The sequence below is a fragment of the Brevibacillus soli genome (genome assembly GCF_044759095.2).
Lineage (GTDB): Bacteria > Bacillota > Bacilli > Brevibacillales > Brevibacillaceae > JBIYSM02.
In genome coordinates, this window is record NZ_JBIYSM020000007.1 from 62,954 (window position 1) to 79,443 (window position 16,490).

At 53.7% G+C, this 16,490-nt stretch carries 16 protein-coding genes and 1 pseudogene; 4 read left to right on the forward strand and 13 right to left on the reverse strand.

Going from position 1 to position 16,490, the window contains the following annotated elements:
* Nucleotide 1 precedes the first annotated feature (1 nt).
* On the reverse strand, nucleotides 2-2,095 hold the full coding sequence (locus ACE99V_RS04585) for a SpoIID/LytB domain-containing protein (RefSeq protein ID WP_400489857.1): 2,094 nt from the start codon (nucleotides 2,093-2,095) through the stop codon (nucleotides 2-4).
* A 220-nt stretch (nucleotides 2,096-2,315) separates the two neighbouring features.
* On the opposite strand from ACE99V_RS04585, the gene ACE99V_RS04590 reads away from it, so the two are divergent.
* On the forward strand, nucleotides 2,316-3,230 hold the full coding sequence (locus ACE99V_RS04590; RefSeq protein ID WP_400489858.1) for a hypothetical protein: 915 nt from the start codon (nucleotides 2,316-2,318) through the stop codon (nucleotides 3,228-3,230).
* A 26-nt stretch (nucleotides 3,231-3,256) separates the two neighbouring features.
* On the opposite strand, the gene ACE99V_RS04595 is transcribed toward ACE99V_RS04590, so the two are convergent.
* The 7 genes and pseudogenes from ACE99V_RS04595 to ACE99V_RS04625 all read right to left on the reverse strand — a co-directional run bounded on the left by ACE99V_RS04595 (nucleotide 3,257) and on the right by ACE99V_RS04625 (nucleotide 6,616).
* Nucleotides 3,257-3,475: a DUF2905 domain-containing protein gene (locus tag ACE99V_RS04595; protein WP_400489859.1), complete on the reverse strand. Its 219-nt coding sequence runs from the start codon at nucleotides 3,473-3,475 to the stop codon at nucleotides 3,257-3,259.
* Nucleotides 3,472-3,660 (reverse strand): annotated as a pseudogene (locus tag ACE99V_RS04600) (Holliday junction DNA helicase RuvB C-terminal domain-containing protein); the annotation flags it as partial. The gene ACE99V_RS04595 and the pseudogene ACE99V_RS04600, both read right to left, overlap by 4 nt.
* Nucleotide 3,661: 1 nt before the next feature.
* On the reverse strand, nucleotides 3,662-3,880 hold the full coding sequence (locus ACE99V_RS04605; protein ID WP_400489859.1) for a DUF2905 domain-containing protein: 219 nt from the start codon (nucleotides 3,878-3,880) through the stop codon (nucleotides 3,662-3,664).
* Nucleotides 3,877-4,848 carry a Holliday junction branch migration DNA helicase RuvB gene (gene ruvB, locus ACE99V_RS04610; protein ID WP_400489905.1) on the reverse strand — a complete coding sequence of 324 codons (972 nt, stop codon included), beginning with the start codon at nucleotides 4,846-4,848 and terminating at the stop codon, nucleotides 3,877-3,879. The genes ACE99V_RS04605 and ruvB overlap by 4 nt, the downstream gene beginning before the upstream one ends.
* Nucleotides 4,849-4,886: 38 nt before the next feature.
* A complete protein-coding gene (gene ruvA, locus ACE99V_RS04615; protein ID WP_400489860.1) occupies nucleotides 4,887-5,501 on the reverse strand; it encodes a Holliday junction branch migration protein RuvA in 615 nt (204 codons plus the stop codon).
* Nucleotides 5,498-5,998 carry a crossover junction endodeoxyribonuclease RuvC gene (gene ruvC / locus ACE99V_RS04620; RefSeq protein ID WP_400489861.1) on the reverse strand — a complete coding sequence of 167 codons (501 nt, stop codon included), beginning with the start codon at nucleotides 5,996-5,998 and terminating at the stop codon, nucleotides 5,498-5,500. Before ruvC ends, ruvA begins: the two co-directional genes overlap by 4 nt.
* Nucleotides 5,999-6,424: 426 nt before the next feature.
* Nucleotides 6,425-6,616: a hypothetical protein gene (locus tag ACE99V_RS04625; RefSeq protein WP_400489862.1), complete on the reverse strand. Its 192-nt coding sequence runs from the start codon at nucleotides 6,614-6,616 to the stop codon at nucleotides 6,425-6,427.
* Between the two features lie 130 nt (nucleotides 6,617-6,746).
* On the opposite strand from ACE99V_RS04625, the gene ACE99V_RS04630 reads away from it, so the two are divergent.
* Nucleotides 6,747-7,760, forward strand: coding sequence for a hypothetical protein (locus ACE99V_RS04630; protein WP_400489863.1), 1,014 nt, complete (start codon nucleotides 6,747-6,749; stop codon nucleotides 7,758-7,760).
* 144 nt (nucleotides 7,761-7,904) lie between these two features.
* Nucleotides 7,905-9,002 carry an acyltransferase gene (locus ACE99V_RS04635; RefSeq protein ID WP_400489864.1) on the forward strand — a complete coding sequence of 366 codons (1,098 nt, stop codon included), beginning with the start codon at nucleotides 7,905-7,907 and terminating at the stop codon, nucleotides 9,000-9,002.
* A gap of 169 nt (nucleotides 9,003-9,171) precedes the next feature.
* Here the strand turns inward: ACE99V_RS04635 and ACE99V_RS04640 are convergent, their stop codons facing one another.
* Nucleotides 9,172-9,741: a BofC C-terminal domain-containing protein gene (locus ACE99V_RS04640; protein ID WP_400489865.1), complete on the reverse strand. Its 570-nt coding sequence runs from the start codon at nucleotides 9,739-9,741 to the stop codon at nucleotides 9,172-9,174.
* 188 nt (nucleotides 9,742-9,929) lie between these two features.
* On the opposite strand from ACE99V_RS04640, the gene ACE99V_RS04645 reads away from it, so the two are divergent.
* Nucleotides 9,930-12,146 (forward strand): bifunctional 2',3'-cyclic-nucleotide 2'-phosphodiesterase/3'-nucleotidase, encoded by a 2,217-nt coding sequence (locus ACE99V_RS04645; protein ID WP_400489866.1) that lies wholly within the window; start codon nucleotides 9,930-9,932, stop codon nucleotides 12,144-12,146.
* A 51-nt stretch (nucleotides 12,147-12,197) separates the two neighbouring features.
* Here the strand turns inward: ACE99V_RS04645 and ACE99V_RS04650 are convergent, their stop codons facing one another.
* From ACE99V_RS04650 to thrB, 4 genes are all read right to left on the reverse strand, one after another.
* A complete protein-coding gene (locus tag ACE99V_RS04650) occupies nucleotides 12,198-13,217 on the reverse strand; it encodes a phosphotransferase (protein WP_400489867.1) in 1,020 nt (339 codons plus the stop codon).
* A gap of 13 nt (nucleotides 13,218-13,230) precedes the next feature.
* Nucleotides 13,231-14,352 (reverse strand): SafA/ExsA family spore coat assembly protein, encoded by a 1,122-nt coding sequence (safA, locus tag ACE99V_RS04655; RefSeq protein ID WP_420998214.1) that lies wholly within the window; start codon nucleotides 14,350-14,352, stop codon nucleotides 13,231-13,233.
* Nucleotides 14,353-14,670: 318 nt separating this feature from the next.
* Nucleotides 14,671-15,534, reverse strand: a complete 864-nt coding sequence (gene pheA, locus ACE99V_RS04660) for a prephenate dehydratase (RefSeq protein WP_400489869.1) — start codon at nucleotides 15,532-15,534, stop codon at nucleotides 14,671-14,673.
* 28 nt (nucleotides 15,535-15,562) lie between these two features.
* Complete coding sequence (thrB, locus tag ACE99V_RS04665; protein WP_400489870.1) at nucleotides 15,563-16,489, reverse strand: homoserine kinase; 927 nt, start codon at nucleotides 16,487-16,489, stop codon at nucleotides 15,563-15,565.
* Nucleotide 16,490 lies beyond the last annotated feature (1 nt).

Sequence of the window (16,490 nt, forward strand, 5' to 3'; positions counted from 1 at the left end):
ATTAGTCCTCGATCGTTACATCCTGATAGTAGTGTTGCAAAATCTCCTTGTAGTCATACCCATTCTCTGCCATGGCCTTGGCACCGAACTGCGAGACTCCCAGTCCGTGGCCGAAGCCGGTGCCCCGGAAGACGAAGGACTGCTGCTTGGTGGCTACGCGCCAATCTCCGTTCGCGTTGTACAGGACAAATTGATGATTGTAGCCGTTGGCGGAGAGGGACAGGCCGTCCGCGCCGATTGCCTGCAGATCGTGGCCGGCCTGCGGGAATGAACGCTGCTGTCCGTTCGCCCCCAAGACCGTAAAGGTACCGGTCTCCTCCACCTCGAATTTGGTGCTGCGAAGGGAACTGCCTCCCTGGCTGAAAATGGAGCGGTGGGCATCTGGCGAAGAAGCGGCAAGCACCATCCCGTTTGCTTCCATCTGCAGCACTCGTCCCGATGGTCCCCGCTGAGTGACGCGCAGCCATTCCACAGGGCCGGCAAGACGCGGAGCCTTGTTGCGATCCTGACTGGCATTGATCATCGCGGTCACTTCATCAGAAGTGTAAGGTCCGCGCGTCCAGGCATATGCGTTTTCCTCCGCCTCCTGCTGAATAATCGTTACTTCCGTCCCCGCGGACAGCGTGCCCAGTACCCGATGATACGCAGTGCTCGGACCGGAGCGGAAGTTGGTGTTGTCGGTATTGACCATTCCCATTTGCAGTCCCATCGGATTGAGGGAACCGGAAACTGTCACCAGGTCGCTGCGAAGATAGCCGATGGATCCGTCCTGCAGCGAGACCAGGTACCAGATCGGCGCTTTTTCCAACGGGTAGCTGTCGTCGCTCATCACCGGCCTGAGGTACGGAACGGGATTCCCCCACACCTCCGTACCGTCCGAAGTCATGCCGCCGGCGTTGGAATAGAAAAAGGACTCGGCTACCTTGCCTCTGTACTTGATTACTTCTCCCGCAGTCTGATCAACTGCCTTGCGGATATCAGCCGCCTCCCGCGCATAGCCGTAATAAGCCTGCTCAAATACCGTGTCAGACAGGTTTGCTATCCCGTACTTGTTGCCTTGACTGACGGCACGCGTACGTGCCAGTACCGCCTGTGTCTTCAGCGCTTCCATCGGCCATCCCGTTACCATCTCTGAACCCACAACGCCGTATAGGTACTGCTCCATCGGCAATTCGTTGACCACGGTAAGGTGTCCTTTATACTCAGAAAGCTCTATCGTTCCGCGGTATTTCCTGCGTTCCCTTTCTTCCACGCCAATCAGCGGAACAAAGCCCCCTTTTTTCGGCTCCACCGTAAGCTTGATCTGCGGTGAAAAAGCGTACTTCCACACTGTTTCGGTTTCGCCCCCGACCGCCACTACATCTTTTTTCAAGACGACGTAAGAGCGGCTGCTGGGCTCACGATAGGAAAAAGCGGGAAAAGCTGCTTCTGCGGCTTGCGCCAAACGATTCGCCCCGTCTTTGCTCGCTTCGTCGCCAATCCAGACAGCATACGCCACTTTGCCACTGTCTGCAAGCAGCACGGTGTGAGCGGAGATTCCCGACACCTCAAAGGCATTCTCCCAATCCTGGGCCTCTTTCAAGCTGCCGAACTTCCCTGCTTCCAGGCGAAACGTGCCTTTTACGACAGGCTGAAGGCCGCCGGACTGAGCCACGGTCCGCGCTTGCGCCGCAGCCGCTTGATAAGAGTCAAACGTGCCGCTCACCACCTGATAAACCGGGGTGGCGCCGCGCATCTCCACCTGAATCGCGGCATCCAGTTTGCGCTGGCTAAGCTGTTGGGCAACCTGCTGCGCCCGAATCAAATCTCCTGTTTCCATCACGAGCAGGTGATATTCGTCTACGCGAAAACGCGTGCTGTCACCTCCCAGTGACGGCAGTCGGACGTTTCCGTCTTTCCCGCCTGCCGTAATCTCCATCCCTTTTTCACTGGTCAGCGTCACCGTTGGAACGACGCCGCGATAGCCTTTTCCGATATCGATAAACAGAGCAACCCGTATGTTTTTGGCAGCCGCCTCCGCAGGCGCAGCCCCTCCCGCAATGGCTGCGGTCAACAGGCCGGCTGAAAGAATTCTGCCCATCCATTTCTTCCACATGTTCTTCGTTCTTCCTCTCCCGCATGCTTTTGTCGAATGTCAATATGTACGCATACGTTTTTTCGACAATTTCCCTTCCGTTTCCTGCCCTGAAAGGGAAATTGGGTCTGAAGAACGAAAAGAGTCCGTTTAGAAAATTTTAGCAATTTTTGATTTTTGATTAATGATTGCCGTGTATGATGGAAAAGCAGTTATGAATCTGTCATTTGTAGGAGGAGCTATGCGAACAAGCCGACTTGTACCTGTAAGTTTTGCGTTTATCCTGTTGCTCGGGGTTCTTCTCGGCGGATGCGGCTTTGCGGTGTTTGGTCCCCGCATCGCTCCGTCGTCTGCGTTGTTGCATGATCAATTGGATGAATTTTATCCGGTCGGCGACACGAAGCGAGTGAAATACAGCTATCCAAACCGGCCGTTTGACACCGACATCACCATCGAAGGGATCGGTTGGGATAAGGGCAAATTGTACGTCGTCATACAGTCTCAGGTAAACGCCCAACAGGTTTACACGTACATATCCAAAAAACTTTCTCCTACCATCACCTATCGGGGCAAAACGTTCTTATTGGACAAAGTTCTATGGGAAGAGGGCACATGCGAGACGTACCAAAACAGTATCTGCCGCTATGCCGTAACTTCGGAAGAAACGGCAATGATTCCTGCAGGCACCCTGCCTGACAGCCTGCAGGTGATGGAACAGCACTTTTCCTTGCCATCTCAAGCGCCGGCTCCGGTTGCTCTCAACGCCAAGCACCAGCTCACCGCACAGGTGGACCACATCTCCGGCATGATTGAGAGCGACGGGCTAACCTATCAGGTAACAGGTGTTCAAATTGATGACCAGACGCGCAGGGTAAGCATGCTGGTTACCAGCGAAACGGGGGCTGTTGAGACCAGCCGCTTCTTGCTCACCGACGACAAGGGGCGCATCTACACATTCGATTCCAGCACGATTCCGCGTGAGTACGAATCGGGAGAAAACGAATTTTCGCTAACGATTGCACAACCGCTGCCGGAAGACGTCGTCTCTTTAGAGCTCGTCCTGTTCGAAACGGAAATTCAGCAGCTTGCCCTGCACAACATCGTCTCCGAGGCTCGAATCGAGCTTTTTTTTAAAAAAACCCGCTCACCTTTCTGAAACGGGTGAGCGGGTTTCCTGCTCTCTTACTTGAACAACCGAAACAAGTAGCTGATCAACGACAGCACGATACTGATCACGATGCACGTGACAACCGGAAAGTAAAACCGCATGTTTTCCTTTTCCACCACGATGTCGCCCGGCAATCGCCCCAGCGGCAAAAACCTTCCTCCCACCTGCCAGAGCAATCCAATCACGACGAGAACGATGCCCCCGATAATCAATAGCTTTGCAACCGGATTCACGCTTTCATCTCCCGACCAAAGTGTTGATAGGCACTCGGTGTCACGACCCGTCCCCGCGGCGTTCGCTGCATGAAACCGATTTGCAGCAGATAAGGTTCGCACACGTCTTCGATGGTCTGCGATTCCTCACCGATCGTCGCCGCGATCGTGTCCAATCCTACCGGGCCTCCGTCAAACTTGTCCATCTTACTTGAACAACCGAAACAAGTAGCTGATCAACGACAGCACGATACTGATCACGATGCACGTGACAACCGGAAAGTAAAACCGCATGTTTTCCTTTTCCACCACGATGTCGCCCGGCAATCGCCCCAGCGGCAAAAACCTTCCTCCCACCTGCCAGAGCAATCCAATCACGACGAGAACGATGCCCCCGATAATCAATAGCTTTGCAACCGGATTCACGCTTTCATCTCCCGACCAAAGTGTTGATAGGCACTCGGTGTCACGACCCGTCCCCGCGGCGTTCGCTGCATGAAACCGATTTGCAGCAGATAAGGTTCGCACACGTCTTCGATGGTCTGCGATTCCTCACCGATCGTCGCCGCGATCGTGTCCAATCCTACCGGGCCTCCGTCAAACTTGTCCATAATGGCCAATAGCAGCTTGTGATCAATGTGATCAAGACCGCATGCATCCACCTGAAGCCGTTCCAGCGCTTCGCGGGCGATCTGCGTCGTGATGATCCCCTCGCCCTGTACCTGAGCGAAGTCACGCACCCGCTTCAAGAGGCGATTGGCGACGCGGGGGGTTCCTCTCGACCGCCTGGCGACTTCCGACGCCCCGCCTTCCTGAATGCCGATTTGCAGAATGTCAGCCGCACGCGTCACAATGAAAGCCAGCTCTTCCACCGTGTAAAATTCCAGGCGGTTCACCACGCCGAAGCGGTCCCGGAGCGGCGACGAAAGCATGCCAGCCCGCGTGGTCGCTCCCACCAGGGTAAACGGCGGCAGATCCAGACGCACGCTGCGGGCGCTCGGTCCTTTGCCGATGACGATGTCCAGCGCGTAGTCCTCCATCGCAGGATACAGCACTTCTTCCACGCTTCGGTTGAGACGGTGAATTTCGTCAATGAACAGAACGTCCCCTTCCTGCAGGTTGGTCAAAATCGCCGCCAGATCCCCCGGCCGTTCAATGGCCGGACCGGACGTCGTGCGGATATTGACTCCCAGTTCGTTCGCAATGATTTGGGAAAGGGTGGTTTTTCCAAGCCCGGGCGGACCGTACAGAAGGACGTGGTCCAATGCCTCCTTGCGCATTTTTGCGGCTTCAATAAAGACCTTAAGGTTATCTTTTACATGCTGCTGTCCAATGTATTCCGCCAGGTAACGGGGGCGAAGGCTAAGCTCCGCCACATCCTCTTCCCAGTTCATATGTGTCGTAATGATGCGCTGATCCAAATCCTTCACCCCTATCTGCTAAACAGGACCAATCCCTGCTTGATCAGCTGTTCCACGCCTGCACCCTCCCTCGCCTGTTCCGCGAGGGGGTTCCTTACTTTTTGCAGTTCCGCTTCGGAGTACCCGAGTGCAGCCAAGGCTTCCAACGCTTCGTTTAGATGGGAAGCGGCTTGTTCACCTGTCTTTTGGGAAGCGGCAGCCACGGTCAGGATGGCAGACGGTGTATAGCCGGTCAGCTTGTCCTTCAAGTCAAGGATGATCCGCTGTGCCGTTTTTTTGCCGATGCCAGGAAACTTCGTGAGATACGTGACGTTTTCCTGTTGAACCGCCATCACGATTTGTTCCGGGGATGCCGAGGCCAAAATGGCCAAAGCCCCCTTGGGCCCGATGCCGGTTACGTCGAGCAGCTTCCGGAACAGGTCGCGTTCGTCCCGGGAGGCAAACCCGTACAGAAGAATGGCGTCTTCCCGGACGTGGTGATGGGTGAACAGTCTGGTTTTCGTCCCCTCGTGCTGGACGAACTGGTACGGGTTGGGGCAAAACAGCCGATAGCCGATCCCGCCCGCTTCCACTACTATGTATTCGGCATCGAGATAGACAAGCGTACCTTCCACAAAATCTATCATTTCCGCACCCCTTCCGATAAGGAGATAAACGTTCGAAACTGCGCGTGTGTTATGGCAATTCCCAAAGCATCGGCCACGTCGTCCGGTTTGGGGACCTGTTTCAGTTTCAAGAGCGTTCGCGTCATTTCCTGAATCTGCTTTTTCTCTGCTCCGCCGTAGCCGGTAACGGCCTGCTTCACTTGCATCGGCGTGTACTCATATACAGGAACCCCCGCCAGCTCGGCGGCCAGCAGGATCACTCCCCGCGCCTGCCCCACGGTAAAGGCCGTGGTGACGTTTTTGTTGAAAAACAGTTTCTCGACCGCCATTTCTTCCGGACGGTAAGTCTCAAGCAGGCTTTGCACGGCTTCAAATACCTGTCTCAGCCGCAAGGGCACTGACAGGCCTGCTTCCGTCTGGATGATGCCGTACTGGACGGGAAGAAGCTGGCTTCCCCGTTTATCCAGAATGCCAAACCCCACAATGGCGATGCCGGGGTCAATTCCGATAATGCGCATAGCCCACTCTCCGCTTGCAAGTTTTTCGTCCCTCCTACTGTACCATACTCCACCCGAAAAGCGAACATGCATTTCCATGAACCCACCCGACATAGCAAACCCACATAAAAAAAGCTTCGATTGAAGCCCTCTCGAAGAAGCTGGTTCTTCGTTAGAGGAAACTTTTTATGCGTTCCGGAAAGTTTATTTCAGGACGCTTTCTCACGGTGAAGCCCTTAAACTTTCCTACACGATAAGAAAACCCAGCCGACTTTAGCTATTCTCACCCCACTCGGCGGTAGCTATCGCTGAGCCGAGTGGGGTCCTTTTTTTCGCCGGGCGGGGCCCCGAACCCTTTTCTAGCGGCTGTATGGGATGTCCAAATTTATAAATTCCTTATACACTAAAAAAACCCAACCCTCATCGGGTCAGGTCATACGGCGTCACCTAGTGTTTGTTCATGCCAAGCGCATCAGACAGGTCATGCTGCATGTGAGCGTATTGGTCTACGCCTTCCACCATATTCTCGCGGATGAGGTTCAACCGGCGATAGTCCAACTTGTTGTGCCCCTGGTTCAACTGAACGTACAAACGCTGGTGAAATTGGTCTTTGTAGCTTCCCCGCGGCATCGAAGACATGCTGAAAGACTCCTCCTTATACGCCGTATGGAAACAGTATGGCGTATGATTTGCTTGATTATGATGGCAAGATTTGACCCGCGGTCGTTTTCTCGAACGGAACACACTAACGTATGGAGGTGCGATCTCCTTGTACAAATTTCTTTTCATTCTGCTCCTTCTCGCCGTTACGGTTCCTCCTGTGGACGCCGCAAAGAAAAGGGAGACCATGACCATAACTGTAGCCGTTTCACCGGATTCTGCTTTTGTTTCCACCCTGAAGCTGAGTGAAAAAGACGGCTTGCCTGTCCGGCTGCTGCGCTGCCGAAGGGTTCCGACAACACAAACCCCGGAATTGATTCGAGCCACCATCGCAATCGGCAAGCAGACATTTGTCTTCGACACCATGTCTCACCTGTTTGAAACGAAGCGTCATCGGCTTGTGCTGCTTTCCCCTCCCCTCACGAATCAGCTGACAAAATGGGTGGAGCGGGCGGAACAAGCCCATTTTGGCCGACTGCTTCACTGGGAGCAGGTACGCAAAGAGTTTCGTCGGATGAGCTACGCCACTGTGATTGACCTGGAAACAGGGGAGCAATTTCGCGTGCAGCGCAGGGCCGGCAGTCGTCACGCTGACGTACAGCCGTTGACCAGTACCGATACCAAAACGATGAAAAGAATCTACCATGGAAAGTGGAGCTGGAAGCGGCGGGCTATTCTCGTTCGGGTAAACGGCAGCTACTATGCCGCTTCCATGCATGGAATGCCGCATGGTGCCGGAGCGATCGCCGGCAACCAGTTCCCCGGTCACTTTTGCATCCACTTTTACGGCAGCTCTACTCATCTTCGAAAAGAGCCCGACCCCAGCCACAGTCTGATGATTGTAAAGGCGTCAGGCAAGCTCCCCGAAACGGTGATGAATGCCGCTCCACAACGGCTGGTCGATTATTTTCTTACCTCGCTGAACGAAAACGATCCTACCAGCCTGAAAATGATCGCAAGCGACTTTGCGCTTCCGCAGGTGCTGTCCCGCGTGACATCCGTCAGAAGGGTGATCCGTGAAATACCTGCAGAAAACGTACACCCGCTGACAGCGGATATAAGGGTCCGAGTGGATTTTCTGCACAGTGAGCTGGGGGAGCAAAAAAGCGTTCTGGGTGTTTGAATTCACCAGGGGATCGCTGTTTGATCGGTGGAAAATGACAGGATTGGCAATTCAATCTTGACCCTTCTCTGCTCTCCGATGGTACAATTTCTGTTTAGAACGTACAAAGACCGGTAAATATCGGGAGAGAAGAGGTATCTTTTCATGGATCAACGTCTGCGCGAGTTCGACATTATGCGTGCTTTCGCCGCCCTTTCGGTGATTGCCATCCACGTGACAGCTGGCTTTGCGCAAAGCAACCTGCTCGCATACCTGTGGAATCAGGGTATGCGCTATGCCGTACCGCTGTTTGTCATTCTGTCCGGCTTCCTTTTGTACTTTGTGGACCTGGGGCGCCCCCGGATGTCGTACACTGGTTTTTTGCAAAAACGATGTAAAAAAATCCTCTTGCCATACGTGCTCTGGACAATCCTGTACACGCTGTACAGCTCCCGCAAGGAATGGAGCGCCTGGCTAGCGGGTGACTGGGTGAGCCCGCTCTCTCATGCTGTCAAGCATCTACTCAAGGGGACCGGTTACGTCCACCTGTACTTTCTCCTGATCATACTGCAGCTCTACTTTCTGTATCCGCTGCTTCGGACGTGGCTGGAGAAACGCGCGGCTTGGCTTGTCCTGGGTTCAGGCGCGCTGACTCTTTTCGCCCAAACGATGATTTATCTTCATCAACTGGGTGTGATCGTACTTCCTGGCATCGGGATCCCGTACGTCAGTTTGTTTCCGCTCTGGCTGTTTTATTTTGTCTTCGGCATGTACGCTGCCAGGGAAAAGGAACACTGGCAGGAGAGGCTGGCAGGACGGGCCGTTTCTCTCGGCATTTTGTGGCTTCTCAGCTTCGCCGTACTGACAGTGGACAGCCAGCTGACCCTGACGCAAGCGTCGTCTATCAAACCAAGCGTCATGCTGTATTGCTTCACCAGTTTCTTCTTCTTCTACGCGCTCGCTTTGCAGCTGAAACAGACAGCAAAGCGCTGGGGTCGCTGGCTGGATTGGCTGGCAGTCCATTCCTTCATGATCTTTCTTTTGCATCCGCTGCTTTTAAGTATCCTCGTCGTATCCGCTGGAAAAATCCCCCTGCTCACCCGTCTCTGGTCGGGAACAGGCGGCATGGTACTTCTCTATGCGGCGACGACAGTCTGTACTGCGATCCTCACCCATTTCCTAAGTATGACGAAGCTGTCAGTCTGGATCGGCGGGGTCTACAACGGAAAAAGCAGAAAACAAACCGTATTGGCCAACAGTTAACGGGGGATAAAAGGGCGTTAGTCTCCCTTCCTTGTGAAACCCTCTCGCCCCGTGGATCGTCTCGGAGCGGACAGATAAAACCCTGGCGGGCTGGCAACGAAGCGGAGCAAAGAGAACGCCTCCATGTTCCAATGAACGGAAACGTTTTGCAGCGCTCTTTTCATTGGGGCTAGTCTTCCTCCTGGAATTCCTCATACGTCGACAAGACGCTGTTGTATTCGGCCAAATCCTTTACGCGAATGCCTTTCTTCAGCGATTCCACTACTTCTTTCGGCAGACTGGCCTCCATTTTTGCCGTGTCGATCTGATAGAACGTCTGGATCACTTCCTGTCCGGAGGGCAGTCCGTTAAACAGCGTCAACACCCCTTCTCCAGACAAGCCGAAGTATCCGTTTGCCTTGCAGCTGGGTGAGATATCGTTTTCCCGTTTGAGCAGGATCACCTTGCTTGCATCCGCCGAGATAATTTCCCAGCCGTTGTATTCGGTGAGCAGCTGCGCCAATTTTTCAGCAGGTACAGGCTTGCGCTCCTCCTCTTTCATACCGCAGAGATAGGTTCGGGCCAGCACCAGCTCGAACGGTTGTGCCGTCACCTCAACAGCGTCATCCCCCGTGAAAAAACGGAGCGGGGTTACTCCCTGACCACCGTCTTTACCCGAAAGGGTCTGGAGGGCACCCGCCGCAATCACGGCTATAGACACCATGCCCAAAATCCATGTAAACAGCGAGCGTCGTTTCATATGGCAAAGAACTCCTTCACGTGCGTTTTTTCCTAGTTTCGCCAGGGAAGTATGCAAATATACCCGCGAAGGGCTCAATTTTCACATCATTCCAACAAAAATTAGCAAATGTATTTCCTTTTTCTCTTAATATTGTGATAAAATATTTTTGTTTGGAATCTATTCTATTTTTTGGAGGAAATGGACGAATGAAGAAAGTGTGCAAGCAGAAAGTTGTCGGCAGTCTCCTTGCAGCATCGCTCGCGTTTGGTGCGCTGGCCTTCCCGCTCACGCCGGTTATGGCCAACACCGGATCCACGTTGAAATTGCGTCTCCTGGAAACAACGGACATCCATGTGAACATCGTCAACTACGACTATTACCAGGACAAGGCAACGGACGAGTTCGGACTGGCAAAAGCGGCTACCTTGATCAAGAAGGCTCGTGAGGAAGCGAAAAACAGCCTGCTGTTTGATAACGGCGACTTGATTCAAGGCAACCCGCTCGGAGATTACGTAGCGAAAGTAGATCCGCTGCAAGACGGGGAAACCCACCCGGTCTACAAGGCGATGAACCTGCTTGACTACGATGCAGGAAACATCGGAAACCACGAGTTTAACTTTGGCTTGGAGCATCTCCAGCGCAGCCTGAAAGGTTCAAAGTTCCCCTATGTAAACGCCAACGTCTACGTAGATGACAAGGACAACGATCCTGCCAACGATAAGAACTACTTTACACCGTATCTGATTCTGGACAAGACCTTTCAGGACGAAAGCGGCAAGGACGTGAATCTGAAAGTCGGCGTAATCGGTTTTGTTCCGCCGCAAATCATGGTGTGGGACAAAAGCAACCTCGAAGGCAAGGTAATTGCCAAAGACATCGTGGAAACAGCGAAAAAATACATTCCGGAGATGAAAGCAAAAGGCGCTGACATCATTGTTGCCGTTCCGCACTCCGGCTTGGGCAACGTAGAAGGCGGAGCCAACCTGGAGAACGCCAGCTACCAGCTGAGCAAAGTGGAAGGCATCGACGCCATCCTCTTCGGACACTCCCACAGCGTATTCCCCGGAGCAGGATTTGATCAAATCGAAGGTGTTGACAACGCAAAAGGAACGGTCAACGGCGTTCCGGCGGTGATGCCCGGCTTCTGGGGCAACCACCTGGGCGTGATCGACCTGACACTGCAGCAAGTTGACGGCAAATGGAAAGTAGTCGACTCCATTTCCCAGGCACGTCCGATCTACGACAAGACCAACAAGAAATCGCTGGCTGATGTTGACCAGTCGATCGTGGATGCGGTTAAGGATGACCATGATCACACCGTGGAGTGGGTACGCTCTGCAGTCGGTACAACCACTGCTCCTATTCACAGCTTCTTTGCCCTGGTTCAAGACGATCCGTCCATCCAGATCGTAACCAACGCTCAAAAATGGTTCGTCGAGAAAAATATCAAAGGTACCGAGTACGACGGCATTCCAGTCCTTTCTGCAGGCGCTCCGTTCAAGGCAGGCGGCCGCGGCGGTGCTACGTACTACACCAACATTCCGGCTGGAACCATCGCCATTAAGAACGTAGCGGATCTGTACATTTATCCGAACACATTGAAAGCGGTTCTCGTCAACGGTGCAACCGTTCAGGAATGGCTGGAACGCTCTGCCGGTCAGTTCAACCAAATCTCCACCAAAAAGGACCCGGCTGACCTGGTTGCCGTCGGTGACGCAGCAAGAGAAGCGAAGCTGGCCTTGTCGTTTGATGCGAAAACGAAGCAAGTGACGCTGAAAAACGACGCCGGTACTCTGGCGTATGTCCTCGGCGCGAAAGACGCTGTTGCCAACGGCAAAAAAGTAGCTGTAGCAGCAAAAGTAGAAAACGGCAAACTGCATCTGCCAATCGGTCTTCTGGAATCAACCTTCAAGATTTCGCTCAACCTCGAACAAGCGTTGATCAACGATGCGTTCCCGACCTACAACTTTGACGTAATCGACGGCGTCACCTATCAAATTGACGTGACTGAGCCATCCCGTTACGACAAAGACGGAAAACTGGTTAACGAAAAAGCAAACCGCATCAAAAACCTGATGTACAACGGCAAAAAAGTAAAACCGGAAGACAAGTTTATCGTCGTTACCAACAACTACCGCGCAGGCGGAGGCGGCAACTTCCCGGGTCTGGACGGCAAAAACATCGTGATCGACTCTCCGGACGAAAACCGTCAAATCGTGATTGACTACATCCTGGCAAACAAGACCATCAACCCATCCGCTGACAACAACTGGTCCTTTGCTCCGATCAACGGAAAAGCAAACGTAACGTTTACCACTTCTCCGGATGCAAAAGCGTTTGCGGAACAACTGCCGCACATCAAGTACATCTCCACTTTGGATAGCGGCTTTGCCAAATACTTCATCGATCTGTCCAAGAAATAAGCCCGTTTTAATGAAAAAAGCTGATGACACTGGTCATCAGCTTTTTTATCGTTATCCGACAAAGTGATACTCTCCCCACGGGGACCGCTGAAAGATGGACGTTCCCGCCTTCAAAAATGCCTGTCGCTCCTGTCGAAGTCTAACTTCCATCTGCACCAGTTGAAGCACGCCTCGCAGGTGATAGCCAGGGCGGTTGGCGTACAAGCCGGTAACCTCGCGAAGGAAGTTATCAGGATAGCGGAGCAGTTGGTGAATCATCCAGATCTGCGTATCACTTACATAATGGACTTTGCTATAGGCCTCGATTGCCTCCAGGAAGGAATGGACGCTGTATGCCTGCAGCAGGAGCATCCGGCCCATAAACTGCACCAGATCGACGAGCTGCATGTCGTGCCCCACCGTATCCAAATCGATTAGATAACAGCTTCCCCGCTCCGTCACCAAAAAATTATGGCTGGCTACATCCCGGTGAGCAAGTGTTCCCGTTTCGATTGATGCAAACATCTCCGGCAAAAGCGGCAACTTGTAAGCCGATTGCAGCACTTCGCGGCCATCCTGTTTTATTTCTTCCGCCATTTGCAGAATAATCTGTTCAAGACGGTTTTGCGGTCCTCTTTGTTCCACATCCCAAATAATTCGTTCAAACTGCTCCATTCTGGTTTCCCATTTGTCCAGCAAAGCAGGCTTCCCTTCGTACGTGACAGAGGGAGCCGGGAAATCCTTGGCGGCGGCATGGAACCGGGCGAGGGTCGTGGCTGCTTTTTTTACATCGTACAGCGAAGCGTTGTTTGACTCCCTTCCGTCAATTGCCTTCATCACTGTGAAGTAGCGATCGTTGTAAGGAAATATTTTTTCTCCCGAGGAATCTGACAAGTAGTGAACCGTGTGAGTGAATCCTTTCTCTTGCAATGCCTGGGCGAGTTGTGTCACCCACTCTGCTTTCTCAAGCTGCTTGTAACCTTTGACAATCCAGTTGCCCCGGTCTGTTTTGACGAGAAAGACATTACGCCGAGGCTTAACCCCATGTATATGACAGCGAAAAGCTTTTTCAAGAGAAGGAAGGAACCGCATGTTCAATGACTCCTCATGAAGAAGAGGAGGATTCATCGTACCCATGCTCCCAATCGGGCCATACATCTCGGTCGGGCATTTCCGGCATGTGTTGGGAAGAAGGGTACATCGGGCTGTTCATAGTACCGGGGGGTCTGTTCATCTGTCCTGCCTGATAGTGGTAAGGCGGCATATAGTGGTGATGATAGTACATCTCCATGGATGAAGTGCTCTGCCCTCTTGGTTGTCCGTAGTCGTCGCTGGACGATTCGTACGAAGAGGACGGGTACTCGTATGACGGCATCATCAGTGGACGGTTCGGGTGCATCGGCATGAATGAATGAGGCATCGGCGGACACCATGGAACCGAGTACGGCATCGGCATCATCCGCGGAGGGGGACTGCAAGGCGGACATGGCTGTTCAGGCACGAATGGACGCTGCTGGATTTGCGGCATCATATGCGGCATCATCGGGCGCTGCTGGATCTGCGGCTGCATCTGCGGCATCATCGGATTCGGCTGTACTGGCGGCAGCATTTGCGGCATCATCGGACGCTGCTGGATCTGCGGCTGCATCTGCGGCATCATCGGATTCGGCTGTACCGGCGGCAGCATTTGCGGCATCATCGGACGCTGCTGGATCTGCGGCTGCATCTGCGGCATCATCGGATTCGGCTGTACCGGCGGCAGCATTTGCGGCATCATCGGATTCGGCTGTACCGGCGGCAGCATTTGCGGCATCATTGGGCGCTGCTGGATCTGCGGCTGCATCTGAGGCATCATCGGTTTGGGCTGTACCGGCGGCGGCGTGACAGGCGCTTCGGGAAGGGCAGGCATCTCCGCTTGAATCTCGAACTCGTCCTCTTCTTCCACTTCCATTGGACGACGTTCAATTTCCGGCGGAACGATCGGCGCTTCCTTTGACTCTGGAACGGGCATTTCCTTCACGGAGGAGGACTGCCCTCCCCCAGGCGATTCAGTATCGCGCGGTCGTACCGGTACCCGTCTAGTGGGAATCTTGATTCTCGCTCCGGGATAAATTACGTCAGGGGTTTTGATTTGGCTGTTCAGGCGAAGCAATTCTTTGAAGTCGACGCCGTATTTCTTGGCGATTTTCCACATGGTATCGCCTTTTTGCACTACGTGAATTTTCACTGGATGATTCTCCTCCCTCTCGAAAACTCCCTACCATGGTATGCACCCATAGGCGTTTTGCTCACAGGGGAGGATCGGGCATGCGCCCAACTTTTTCATAACATTCGTCCCTGCGCGATCAGACACAGAGACTGTTACTGGACAGTTACGGGCGTAAGAAAACCCACCCGGCATTCGCTATTCTCACCCCACTCGGCGGTAGCTATCGCTGAGCCGAGTGGGGTCCCTTTTTTCGCCGGGCGGGGTCCCGAACACTTTTCTAGCGGCTGTATGGGATGTCCAAATTTATTAATTCTTATACACCAAAAAAGCCACCTGCTACGAGGTGACTTTCTGCAAGTAGAACGGATATGTCCCCAACTGGCGAACCTGGCAGCCCAACGCTTCGATTTCAGCGAACGCGCCCGGGAGCAATACCTCATCCATTTTCTGTTCGATATCAATGACGAAGTAATAGCTGCCCAGCCCTTTTTTCGTCGGGCGAGATTCGATGCGGGACAGGTTGATTTTGCGCCATGCGAAGGCGGCCAGCACTTGATAGAGCGCTCCCGGAAAATCTTCCGGCAGCGTAACCAGAATGGTCGTTTTCTCTTTCGGAGAATCAGGCAGCTCCATCGGGTGTTGCCCCACCAGTACAAACCGGGTGTAGTTGTTGGAGTAATCTTCGATGTTTTGGCGGGCGAAAGCTAGCGGATAGATCTCCGGTGCCAGGCGCGTGCCGATCGCTGCCCACGGTTCATCGGGATGCTCGCTCACCATCTGCGCCGCCATGGCCGTACTGTTGGTGTACTCGATGACTGCATGCGGCAGATAGGTTTGCAGAAAATTGTGGCATTGGGCGATAGCGTGGGGGTGTGACAGCACTCTGGTAATGGAGGAAAGAGCCAGCTGTTCCTCCCGTTCAGCTACCAGAAGGTGCTGCGAAATGGGCAGGGCCAGTTCCGCCATAATCGGCAAGTCCACTTCGTGAATCAGCCAATCCAGTGTTGAATTAACCGTTCCTTCAATGGAATTCTCCATCGGAACGACGCCGTACTCCACATCCTCTTTGGCCACAGCATTCAGTACATCAATGATGCTCTGGCAGGGCAGATAACGGAGCCCTTGATGACCAGTCAGTGCGCGGGCCGCCTCTTCGGTAAACGTTCCCCGGGGGCCCAAAAAGGCAAGTTTCTTCTCCATGGCTTTTCTCCTATCCCTGTTCCTCTCTCTATTCCAGGTAGTCCACCTGCGCGCCGAGTTGATCAGGTATCAGCAGCATCGTACGATAGGCGATTCCGTTTTGCGCCATCACCTGGTCGACGAAAAAGAGCAGTCGCTCTTTCTCCTCCTCTCCGGCGTAAAAACAGAGGATAGTCGGGCCTGCCCCGCTCAGGGCGGCACCCAGCGCTCCGTGTCCGGGAGCACCCTCCAGTATTTCCGTCAGGCCGGGAACCAGTTCGGCGCGATACGGCTGATGCAGCCGATCCCGCATCGCCTGGGCAAGCAGGTCAAGTCTGCCGTATGCCAACGCGGCCACCAGCAAACTGCTATGACCAACATTATAAATCACATCCTGCTTGCTGTATACCTCCGGCAGGACGTGTCGGGCTTGTTCCGTCGGCAGCCAGAAATCGGGAATGACAACCATCACCCGCAAACCTGAAGGAGGAGAAAAGCGTACGTAGGGAACCGGTTGGTCCGCTTTCTCCGGTAACGTCGAGACGACGATTCCGCCGAACATCGCAGCGCCGACGTTGTCCGGATGTCCTTCCATACGGCTGGCCATGTCGAATAACTGATCGCGTGAAAACGGTTCTCCTGCCAGACTGTTGGCTGCCACCAACGCCGCGACGATCGCTGCCGCGCTGCTGCCCAGTCCGCGAGTCAAAGGCACCTTACTGGATGCCTTGATGTGCAGTTCGGGGGCAGGCAACCCAGCCTGTTGAAACAGCTGGGCCGCCACTTGGTACAGCAAATTGCTTTTATCGGCAGGGAGAGCATGCAGTTCGGACCCATGGAGTTCGATCTCCGTTTTTCCGCTAACGCGCATCTCAATGGTAGAGTAAAGTTGAAAAGCCATTCCGACGGCGTCAAATCCCGGTCCCAGATTGGCCGTACTGGCGGGCACCGTTACCCGCACGCGTCGATTGTTCATG